The organism is Roseateles sp. (assembly GCF_036404855.1).
Taxonomy (GTDB): Bacteria; Pseudomonadota; Gammaproteobacteria; order Burkholderiales; family Burkholderiaceae_C; genus Pelomonas.
In genome coordinates this window covers 1-8198 of record NZ_DASWYS010000191.1, presented here as the reverse complement: position 1 = coordinate 8198, position 8198 = coordinate 1, and the positions used below count along the sequence as shown (strand labels likewise).

The window sequence follows — 8198 nt, the reverse complement described above, 5'->3', positions numbered from 1 at the left end:
ACGCCTTTGGCTCGCGTGTCATCGGCTACGACCCGGGTCTGCACCCCAGTGACGCGACCTGGGCGCGCTGGGGCATCGAGTCCGTCAGCCTGGCCGAACTGGTCGAACAGAGCGATGGCCTCGTTCTGCTGCTGTCCTATTTCGATCGTTTTCGTGGACTCATCGGCGAGCGCCAGCTGGAGCGCGCGCGCGCCGGCCAGGTGCTCGTCGGCCTGAGTCAGTCCGGCCTCGTCGAGGAAGCGGCGCTGGGGCGGGCCCTGCGCACCGGCAAGCTGCGCGCGGCCTGGTTCGATAGCATGGAGCCGGGCTGGCTGGAAGCCGGACGGCCCCTGCATGGCATCACGACGCTGCAGGTCACGCCGCGGCTGGCGGGGACAACGCGTGAGTCGCGCGTACGCGCCGCCTGGGCAGTGGCGCGCGGCCTCGACGAGCTGCTGGGCACGGTGCCCGGCAGCAAGAGGAAGTCCGCCGACACGACCGCGACCCGGGCCGCCGGCTACTACTGAGGCTCAGCGACCGAGGTTCAGTGGGCCGGCAGACGGGCCAGTTGCTCGCGCAGGCGGGCCACAGTCTCCTTGAAGCCAGCCACGCGGCCGCGCTCCTGCTCGACGACGGCGGCCGGCGCACGGGCGACGAAGCTCTCGTTGCCCAGCTTGGCCTCGGCCTTGGCGATCTCGACCTCCAGGCGCGTGGCCTCCTTGGTCAGCCGGGCGCGCTCGGCCTCGACATCGATCTCGACCTTCAGCGCCAGTTTGGCCGCACCGTGCACCAGTACGGGTGCCGTGGCGCTCTGCTGGGCAAACTCGGTCTCGTCGGCGATCAGCTCGACAGCGCTGAGCTTGGCCAGCACCTTGAGCACGGCGGCTGCCTCGGTCAGGAAGGACAGGTCGCCGCCCACCAGCAGCGGCACGCGGTCGCTGGGGCTCAGGGCCATCTCGCCACGCAGGCTGCGCGTGATGCCGACCACGTCCTTGAGCTGGGCCATCCAGGCGTCGGCGCTGGCGTCGATGCGCTCCGGCTGGGCGAGGGGGTAGGGCGCCTGGCCGATGTAATCGACCGTCTTGCGGCCCGCCACGGGAGCCACGGTCTGCCACAGCTCTTCGGTAATGAAGGGCGCGATGGGATGCAGCAGGCGCAGCGTCGTTTCCAGCACGCGGATCAGCGTGCGGCGCGTGGCCCGCTGCTGGGCCTCGTCGCCAGTCTGGATCTGCACCTTAGCGATTTCCAGGTACCAGTCGCAATACTCGTCCCAGACGAAGCTGTAGACGGTGTTAGCCACGTTGTCGAGTCGGTACTCGGCGAAGCCCTGAGCCACCGCAGCTTCCACCCGCTGCAGCTCGCTGGTGATCCAGCGGTCGGCTTGGCTGAAGTTGTTGTAGCCGGGCGGGCAAGCGCCCTGGTCATGCGCGAGGCCGCAGTCCTGGCCTTCGCAGTTCATCAGCACGAACCGCGTCGCGTTCCAGAGCTTGTTGCAGAAGTTGCGATAGCCCTCGCAGCGCTTGGTGTCGAAGTTGATGTTGCGGCCCAGCGTCGCGTAGCTGGCCATCGTGAAGCGCAGCGCGTCGGCGCCATAGGCCGGCATGCCGTCGGGGAATTCCTTCTTCACGCGGGCCGCAACCTTGGGCGCCGTCTCGGGCTTGCGCAGGCCGGTGGTGGACTTCTTGGTCAGCGTCTCCAGATCGCAGCCCTGGATGAGGTCCACCGGGTCCAGCACATTGCCTTCGGACTTGCTCATCTTCTGGCCCTGCGAGTCGCGCACCAGGCCGTGGATGTAGACGTCCTTGAACGGCACCTGGCCAGTGAAGTGCGTCGTCATCATGATCATCCGGGCGACCCAGAAGAAGATGATGTCGTAGCCGGTCACAAGCACGGAAGAGGGCAAGAACAGCTCCTGCTCCAGCGTCTGCTCGGGCCAGCCCAGCGTCGAGAACGGCACCAGGGCCGAGGAGTACCAGGTGTCCAGCACGTCGGGGTCGCGAGTCAGCTCGCCCAGATAGCCGGCGGCCTTGGCTCGGGCCTGCGCCTCTTCCTCGCTGCGTGCGACAAACAGCTCACCGCCCGTGCCGTACCAGGCCGGAATCTGGTGGCCCCACCACAACTGGCGCGAGATGCACCAGTCCTGCAGGTTGTTCATCCAGTGGTTGTAGGTGTTGACCCACTGCTCGGGATGGAACTTGACCGCGCCGGTGTCGACAGCGGCGATGGCCTTGTCGGCAATGCTCTTGCCGTCCGCGCCGGGTCTGGTGGTGGCGACGAACCACTGGTCAGTCAGCATGGGCTCGACGACCTGGCCGGTACGCTCGCAGCGCGGCACCTGCAGCTTGTGCTTCTTCACTTCGACGAGCAGGCCCAGCGCCTCCAAGTCGGCCACGATGCGCTTGCGCGCGACGAAGCGATCCAGCCCGCGGTAGGTCTCGGGCGCGTTGTCGTTGATCTTGGCCTGCAGGTCCAGAACCGAGATCATGTCCAGGCCGTGGCGCTGGCCGACGGCGTAGTCGTTGGTGTCGTGGGCCGGCGTGACCTTGACGACGCCGGTGCCGAACTCGCGGTCCACGTAGTCGTCGGCGATCACCGGGATCTCGCGGTCGGTCAGCGGCAGCTTCACGAGCTTGCCGATCAGCGCTGCGTAGCGTTCGTCCTCGGGGTGGACCATGACGGCCACGTCGCCCAGCATGGTCTCAGGGCGAGTCGTGGCGACCACCACCGAGCCTGAACCGTCTGCCAGCGGATAGCGGATGTGCCACAGCGAGCCGTCCTCTTCCTCGGACGACACCTCCAGGTCCGATACGGCGGACTGCAGCACCGGATCCCAGCTCACCAGGCGCTTGCCGCGGTAGATCAGGCCCTCCTCGTAGAGGCGCACGAAGGTCTCGATGACCACCTTCGAGAGCTTCTCGTCCATCGTGAAGTACTCGTGGCCCCAGCTCACCGAGTCGCCCAGGCGGCGCATCTGGCTGGTGATGGTGTTGCCGCTCTCCTGCTTCCAGTCCCAGACGCGCGCGACAAAGTTCTTGCGGCCCAGGTCATGACGGCTCTGGCCTGCGGCCTGCAACTGGCGCTCGACGACGATCTGTGTGGCGATGCCGGCGTGGTCGGTGCCCGGCACCCACAGCGTGTTGTGGCCCAGCATGCGGTGGTAGCGCGTCAGCGAGTCCATCACCGTCTGGTTGAAGGCGTGGCCCATGTGCAGCGTGCCGGTCACGTTCGGCGGCGGGAGCTGGATGCTGAACGAGGGCTTGGCCGTGTCCAGAGTCGGCTCGTACAGGCCGGCGGCCTCCCACTTCGGGCCCCAGTGGGCTTCCAGGGCGGCGGGTTCGAAGGACTTGGCAAGTTCGGTCACGGGCGGGTCTCGGCTGGCGCCCGGTGAGTGCAGGGCTTCACGGGGCTTGTCGACAGGGGAGGGAACCCGTGATTTTAGGGGGCGACCCCGATACAAAACGAAACCCGGCGATACCCCGGCGAGATGTTCTTCCGAGGGGTGGTCGGAATCATGGGTGCCATCCCAACCAAAGGGCCTCGAGCGCCCACGGAAGCACACCATGAACTTTTTTCGTCGCTGGCACGCCCATCAAGAATTCCGCCACCACTTTGGCCACCACGCTCATGGCCATCATTTCGGCCGTCATGCTGACGCTGACGGCTTCGCCGAGCACCTCCTTGCACGCGTGGGTGCCAAGCTGGACCTTGACGACGGGCAGCAACGCCGCCTTCAAGCCTGGTTCGGCCAGCTCCAGCAGCAGCGCGACGCGCTCAGGGGCCTGGCGCGCGGGCCAGAGCTCGTCGGACTGATCGCCGGTGAGCGGTTCCCGGGCGAGTCGGCCCAGCAGCTGCTGGACGCCAAGCTCGATGCGCTGCGTGCCGCGGGACCCGCCCTGATTGGCAGCTTTGCCGACTTCTTCGACTCGCTGGACGGCGAGCAGCGCCAGGTGCTGCGCTTCATGATGCGGCGTTTCGGCCACTCGCGCCGGCATGGCGACGCAGCGTGATGGATGTGCACTGCGGCAAGCAGCCGCGCGGCCGCTTTATGCCCCACATCGACCGCAACCGCTGTGAGGGAAAAGGCGACTGCGTGGCCGTCTGTCCCTTCAATGTCTTCACGCTGGGCAACCTGCCCTCCGAGCAGCGCCGGGCGCTGAGCCTGTTCGGCAAGCTCAGAGGCATGGCGCATGGTTGGGAGCAGGCCTTCACGCCCAATGCCGGGTCCTGCGAAGCTTGCGGCCATTGCGTCAGCGCCTGCCCCGAGCGGGCCATCACGCTGGTCAGGGCCGGGCAGAATTCATCGCGCCATGCATCGACTGCTGCTGATTGACGACGACGAGGCCCTTGCCGGGCCGCTGACGCAATACCTCGCCCGCTTCGACCTCCATCTGGAGGCCGTCACCCGGCCCAGCGTCGCGCTGGAGCGGCTGGCTGCGGAGCGCTTTGACGCGCTCATCCTCGACGGCATGTTGCCCGAGATGGACGGCTTCGAGTTCTGCAAGCGCCTGCGCGCGGGCCATGACGCCTGGCGAGACATGCCGGTCCTGATGCTGACGGCGCGCGGCGATTTGACTGACCGTGTCGTCGGCCTGGAGCTGGGCGCCGACGACTACCTGCCCAAGCCCTTCGAGCCGCGCGAGCTGGCGGCGCGGCTGCAGACCATCTTGCGCCGCACGCGCTTCGCACCGGCGGCCGCCGCGCATGTCGCGCCGCAGCCGGCCGGCAAGCTCTGCTTCGAGGGCCTGGAGATCGACACCGCGCGACGCGAGGTGAGGTGCGCGAGCGGACTGGTCGAGCTGACCGGCACCGAGTACGAGCTGCTCCTGATGCTTGCTCGCGAGGCAGGCAAGGTCTTCTCGCGCGACGACATCCTGAATCGCCTGCGCGGCCAGGAGGCCGAGCTGTACACACGCGCCGTGGACATCCTCGTCAGCCGGCTGCGTCGCAAGCTGGAGCCGCTCGCGGCGCTGAAGACGCTGCGCAACGCGGGCTACTGCTTCGCGCTGCCGGAACAGACCGCATGAGGCCGCAGCACCCCTACGACCACCGCTGGCGCGAGCGCTGGGAGCGCAAGAAGGCCAAGCGCGCACGGCGCATGAGCCGGGACTGGGAGTACCGGTGGCGGGTGCGCCACCGCTGGCACCAGCGATGGCATCACCAGCATGCACGCTTCAAGCACTCGCTGGGCGCACGACTGATTGCGATCTTCGTCATGCTGGCCTGCGTCAGCAGCGCCATCCTGTGGCTGTCCATGGGCAGTGCGTACGGGCTGCTGTGGGCCGTGCCGGCCCTGTTGGTCGTCACGGGTGCAGCCTTCGGCATGATCCGTCACATGGTCCGGCCGCTGCATGCGTTGGCCCTCGGCGCCGAGGCCTTCCGGCGAGGGGAGTTTTCGCATCGCGTCCCGATCATCCACGGCGACGAGATCGGTGACCTGGCGCTTCGCTTCAACCAGATGGCCGCCGACATCCAGGCCATGCTGGACGGCAAGCGCGCGCTGCTGCTGGCCATCAGCCACGAGCTGCGCAGCCCGCTGACGCGTGCCCGCCTGCACGCCGAGCTGGTGGGCGAGGGCGAGTCGCGCGACGCGCTGCTGCAGGAGCTGGCGCAGATGCGGGACCTGATATCGGCGTTGCTGGAGAGCGAACGACTGGGCAGCGGACACCGCGCGCTGCAGCTGTCCGACTGCGATCTCGCCGCGCTCGCGCGCGAGCAGGCGCAGCCCGGGTTGGCACTGCACATCGAACCTGGGCTGCCGCTGTTGCAACTGGACCGGCTGCGCCTGCAGCTGTGCCTGCGCAACCTCGTGCAGAACGCGCTGCGCCACAACGACGCGACGCGCGGCGCCGTGCAGCTCAGCCTCGCACGCGAGGGGGCGGGCGTGCGTCTGACGGTGCGCGACTTCGGTCCGGGCGTGGCGCCCGAGTCGTTGCTCCATCTCGGCCAGCCCTTCTATCGACCAGACGAGGCGCGCACCCGCCACGGTGGCGGCGTGGGCCTGGGCCTGTGCCTGTGCCGCCTCGTGGCCGAGGCCCATGGCGGGCGGCTCGAACTGCGCAATGCCGAACCCGGCTTCGAGGCTTCGATTCGCTTCTGCTAGGGCGCAACGCGATCGAACCAGGGCTGGGCAACCTCCAGTTCGGCGGCCAACTGCAGCAGCAGGCCGTCTTCGCCCGGGGCCGCATTGAACTGCACGCCCAGTGGCAGGCCGTCGGCCGTCCAGTGCAGCGGCAGCGAGAGGGCTGGCGTGCCCGTCAGGTTGGCGAGCTGGGTGAAGGGTACGTGGCGCAGGTTGTCGGCGGCCATGTGCTGGACAATGCCGTCCAGCAGTCCGGCTCGCTTGAGCAGACTCAACAGCCCCGAGGCCCGCAGCGCGTTGAAGACGGCCATCTGCAGCGGCGGCGGGTCGCCGGTGCCATGCGGTACCGGAGGCGTGGCCAGCGTCGGCGTCAGGTAGACGTCATAGCGGGAATGCAGCGCGGCGAGGCTGCGGGCGTAGTCGTTCCAGCGCAGCAGTTCCAGCGTCAGCCGTTCGGCGCTGGTGGCGCGACCCAGCGTGGCGATGAGGCGGGTCAGTGGTTCGAAATCCGCTTCGCGCCCGCCTGCCGCGACGACCTGGCGCAGTGCGGCCGCCACCTGGCCGAAGTAGATGTGCAGATAGCCGTTGGCCAGCGCTCGGCCGTCGAGGTCCGGGCGGGCCGGCTCGACAGCGTGGCCCAGGCCCCGCAGCAGCGTAACCGTGCGTTCGACAGCCAGCCTGGCCTCGTCATGCACCGGCTCGCCGATGGGCGAATCGGCGCACCAGGCGATTCGCAGGCGGCGCAGCGGTGCGCGCAGCTGAGCGACGAAGGGTGTGTCCGGCACGGGCAGCGCCACGGGGTCGCCGGGCTCGGGGCCGCCGAGGACGTCGAGCGCCAGCGCGGTGTCGCGCACGCTGCGGGAGATGACACCTTCGCTGCAGGCACCGAACCAGGCCTCCCCCGCGCCAGGGCCGGCCGAAATGCGCCCCCGTGAGGGCTTGAGCCCGACAAGGCCGCAGCAGGCCGCCGGGATGCGGATGGATCCGCCACCGTCGTTGGCCGCCGCCATGGGCACGACGCCCGCCGCCACCGCCGCGGCAGCGCCGCCGCTGCTGCCGCCCGGCGTGCGGCGCACATCCCAGGGATTGCTGCTGCGACCGAAGGCCAGCGGGTCGCTGACGCCCTTGAGACCCAGCTCGGGCGCGTTGGTCTTGCCGAAGATGACGAGGCCGGCGCCCAGCAGTCGTCGCACGACATGAGAATGCTCCCGCGGCGGCGGCAGGTGGGCGTAGGCACGGCTACCCCAGCTCGTGGGCACGCCCGCGTAGTCCTGGGCCACGTCCTTGATGAGGCAGGGCACGCCTGCGAGCGGGCCGTTGCCGATGCCACGTGCCAACTGTGCGCGGGCCTCGGCCTCCATCGGCCGGCAGACCGGCCGCAGCTGCGGCTGCACGGCGGCCAGGCGGGCCAGGGCCAGATCCAGCAGCGCCTCGGCTCGGACGCGGCCGGCGGCCACTTCGGCGGCCAGGGCGGTGGCATCGTGGCGGCGGTAGTCGTTGAAATTCATGACGGGTCCGGTCGAGCGCAGGCCGCCATTCTGTCCGTCGGACGTTACATTGCGGGCGCTTTTGCTGCACCCGCCGACATGAGAATCTTTCTTCGCCTGCCCGCCTTGATGCTGGGCGCTCTGACCAGCGTCGTCAGCCTGACTGCACAGGCCGACTTTTCCATTCCAGGCTATGAGCTGGTCTACACCTCGCCGGCCGAGACCCGTTTGACGGCGCCAGACCTGCGCGAGCCCGTGCAGGTCTGGCGCGAGATGTTCGATGCCGCCCGCGACGAAATCGTTCTGGGCCAGTTCTATGTCGCCGGCCGCGACGGCGAGGCGCTGGACCTGCTGATCGCCCGCCTCGAAGCTGCCGTGGCTCGCGGTGTGAAGGTGCGCTTCCTGATGGAGGCCAAAGGCCAGCGCCTGTCAGAGCCGGCGACGCTGGCGCGTCTTCAGCGCATTCCCGGCCTTGACTTCCGCCTGCTGGACTACAGCAAGCTCAGCGGCAACGGCATCATCCATGCCAAGTACTTCGTCGTCGACCGGCGTGAAGCCTATGTGGGCAGCCAGAACTTCGACTGGCGCTCGCTGAAGCACATCCAGGAGGCCGGCTTGCGGATCACGGATCCGGCACTGGTGGCCCAGGTGCA

General features: G+C 68.7%; 8 protein-coding genes. 6 read left to right on the top strand and 2 right to left on the bottom strand.

Annotation, left to right across the window (positions count from 1 at the left end):
* The coding region (locus VGF12_RS12790; RefSeq protein WP_331176420.1) for an NAD(P)-dependent oxidoreductase at positions 1-506 on the top strand (506 nt) is incomplete at its 5' end.
* A 17-nt stretch (positions 507-523) separates the two neighbouring features.
* On the opposite strand, the gene VGF12_RS12785 is transcribed toward VGF12_RS12790, so the two are convergent.
* Positions 524-3340 (bottom strand): valine--tRNA ligase, encoded by a 2817-nt coding sequence (locus tag VGF12_RS12785; RefSeq protein ID WP_331176419.1) that lies wholly within the window; start codon positions 3338-3340, stop codon positions 524-526.
* 199 nt (positions 3341-3539) lie between these two features.
* Between VGF12_RS12785 and VGF12_RS12780 the strand changes: the two genes are divergently transcribed.
* Genes VGF12_RS12780 through VGF12_RS12765 form a run of 4 tightly spaced genes read left to right on the top strand, consistent with a single transcriptional unit; the run spans position 3540 to position 6079 of the window.
* On the top strand, positions 3540-3986 hold the full coding sequence (locus tag VGF12_RS12780; RefSeq protein WP_331176418.1) for a hypothetical protein: 447 nt from the start codon (positions 3540-3542) through the stop codon (positions 3984-3986).
* Positions 3986-4309 carry an ATP-binding protein gene (locus tag VGF12_RS12775; protein WP_331176417.1) on the top strand — a complete coding sequence of 108 codons (324 nt, stop codon included), beginning with the start codon at positions 3986-3988 and terminating at the stop codon, positions 4307-4309. The genes VGF12_RS12780 and VGF12_RS12775 overlap by 1 nt, the downstream gene beginning before the upstream one ends.
* Positions 4287-5003 carry a response regulator transcription factor gene (locus VGF12_RS12770; RefSeq protein ID WP_331176416.1) on the top strand — a complete coding sequence of 239 codons (717 nt, stop codon included), beginning with the start codon at positions 4287-4289 and terminating at the stop codon, positions 5001-5003. The genes VGF12_RS12775 and VGF12_RS12770 overlap by 23 nt, the downstream gene beginning before the upstream one ends.
* Positions 5000-6079, top strand: coding sequence for an ATP-binding protein (locus VGF12_RS12765; protein ID WP_331176415.1), 1080 nt, complete (start codon positions 5000-5002; stop codon positions 6077-6079). The genes VGF12_RS12770 and VGF12_RS12765 overlap by 4 nt, the downstream gene beginning before the upstream one ends.
* On the opposite strand, the gene VGF12_RS12760 is transcribed toward VGF12_RS12765, so the two are convergent.
* Positions 6076-7566 carry an amidase gene (locus tag VGF12_RS12760; RefSeq protein ID WP_331176414.1) on the bottom strand — a complete coding sequence of 497 codons (1491 nt, stop codon included), beginning with the start codon at positions 7564-7566 and terminating at the stop codon, positions 6076-6078. The two genes, VGF12_RS12765 and VGF12_RS12760, sit on opposite strands and share 4 nt — an antisense overlap.
* A 78-nt stretch (positions 7567-7644) precedes the next feature.
* On the opposite strand from VGF12_RS12760, the gene VGF12_RS12755 reads away from it, so the two are divergent.
* Positions 7645-8198, top strand: a 554-nt coding sequence (locus VGF12_RS12755; protein ID WP_331176413.1) for a phospholipase D-like domain-containing protein, incomplete at its 3' end; no start/stop codon positions are given.

Bases quoted from the DNA above. Each gene is read 5' to 3' on its own strand.
- VGF12_RS12760 (WP_331176414.1), bottom strand. From the start codon at position 7,566: ATGAATTTCAACGACTACCGCCGCCACGATGCCACCGCCCTGGCCGCC.
- VGF12_RS12770 (WP_331176416.1), top strand. From the start codon at position 4,287: ATGCATCGACTGCTGCTGATTGACGACGACGAGGCCCTTGCCGGGCCG.
- VGF12_RS12775 (WP_331176417.1), top strand. From the start codon at position 3,986: ATGGATGTGCACTGCGGCAAGCAGCCGCGCGGCCGCTTTATGCCCCAC.
- VGF12_RS12765 (WP_331176415.1), top strand. From the start codon at position 5,000: ATGAGGCCGCAGCACCCCTACGACCACCGCTGGCGCGAGCGCTGGGAG.
- VGF12_RS12780 (WP_331176418.1), top strand. From the start codon at position 3,540: ATGAACTTTTTTCGTCGCTGGCACGCCCATCAAGAATTCCGCCACCAC.